This is a genomic window from Mesorhizobium sp. M7A.F.Ca.CA.002.15.2.1 (genome assembly GCF_003998715.1).
Lineage (GTDB): Bacteria > Pseudomonadota > Alphaproteobacteria > Rhizobiales > Rhizobiaceae > Mesorhizobium > Mesorhizobium ciceri.
Map to the genome: position 1 here is coordinate 1 of NZ_RZPI01000963.1, position 1,478 is coordinate 1,478.

The window sequence follows — 1,478 nt, forward strand, 5'->3', positions numbered from 1 at the left end:
GTGCTGCGCGCCGGCAACGGCTTGCTGGAAGGCCTGCTCGACCTGGTGCCGGCGGCGCGCGTCGCCCATGTCGGTCTCTACCGCGATCACGAAACGCTGGAGGCGGTCGAATATTTCTTCAAGGCGCCGAGCGACCTCGCCGACCGGCTGGTGATCGTCGTCGATCCGATGCTGGCCACCGCCAATTCGGCGATCGCGGCGATCGACAAGCTGAAAGAGCGCGGCGCCACCAACATCCGTTTCCTTTGCCTGCTGGCGGCGCCCGAAGGCATCGAGCGCTTCATCAAGGCGCATCCGGACGTTCCCGTCTTCACCGCTTCGATCGACCGCCAGCTCAACGAGAAGGGCTACATCATGCCCGGCCTCGGCGACGCCGGCGACCGCATGTACGGGACCAAGTAATATCAGACCAAGTCGCCTGGTACGATTTACCAAATATTTACGAAAAGGCGCGGTTTTGGCGCGCGTTAAAGCGGCAAACACCATCCGGGCTTAACGATCGGCTGTCACTACAGCGCCGCGCGTCCGTTTCGGACGCGCAAAGGACGCTGTAGCACTTTGATTTTGTGCATGAGCCTTTCCGAAAATCGTTCCCGATTTTCGGGGTCATGCGGCGAGGCCGATCCATGCTGCGCAAACTTCTGATCCTCGCCGTTTTCGCCGGTACATCGGCATCGATACCGATTGTGTATCAGTCGAATCCGCAACTCGTCGAAAACCTGCTGAGGTCGGCGGTGCCGGGCAAACAAGCGGTCGAAGCCCAGCCGAACGTCAATCTGGCATCGGTGCCCAACAAGCCCGCGGCACCGCTGCCGATGGGCCGCAAGGTCCTCGTCGCGGCAGACGAACGCGGGCATTTCTCGTCACCCTTCAAGCTCAACGGACGTCAGGTCGACGGCATGATCGACACCGGCGCTACATTGGTCGCCATCAACATTTCGACGGCACGCAGGATCGGCCTGTCGCTGAACGCTTCCGACTTCAACCGCGAGGTCAACACCGCCAACGGCACCATCAAGGCGGCTGTGGCCATGATCGACCGCCTGCAGATCGGCAGCATCACCGTCAATGACGTCCAGACCATCGTGCTCGACGACAGGGCGCTGCGCACCAATCTGATCGGCATGAGCTTCCTCAACCGGCTCGACAAATACCAGGTCGAGAACGGCACGCTGCTGCTCGTCCAGTAAGGCTATTCGTTTTCCCAAATTCCCAAGGGAAAGCGCTATGCGCTTTTTCCCAGGGAGAACCGTTTCACACTTTTCCTGGAATTGCTCTAGCCGCGCGGCAGAATCCGCCGGATGACCGACTTGTCGGCGGGCGGCTTCGAGGCACCGACCATATAGGCCGAAAGCACGGTTGCCGCGGCGGCCTCGGCATCGGCCGATGAGCGGGCATGGATCAGCGCCAGCGGCTCGCCGATCCCAACCTCCGCACCGACCGGCAATAGTCTGGTGATGCCGACCGCAGGGTCGATC

2 protein-coding genes and 1 pseudogene are annotated in these 1,478 nt (G+C 61.5%); 2 read left to right on the top strand and 1 reads right to left on the bottom strand.

Annotated elements, in window-relative coordinates; genetic code table 11:
- Positions 1-402, top strand: a 402-nt coding sequence (gene upp, locus ENZ74_RS31560; protein ID WP_127313289.1) for a uracil phosphoribosyltransferase, incomplete at its 5' end; no start/stop codon positions are given.
- A gap of 224 nt (positions 403-626) precedes the next feature.
- On the top strand, positions 627-1,190 hold the full coding sequence (locus ENZ74_RS31570) for a TIGR02281 family clan AA aspartic protease (protein ID WP_024502797.1): 564 nt from the start codon (positions 627-629) through the stop codon (positions 1,188-1,190).
- A gap of 86 nt (positions 1,191-1,276) precedes the next feature.
- Here ENZ74_RS31570 and ENZ74_RS31575 read toward each other — a convergent pair.
- A pseudogene (locus ENZ74_RS31575) lies at positions 1,277-1,478 on the bottom strand (thymidine phosphorylase); the annotation flags it as partial.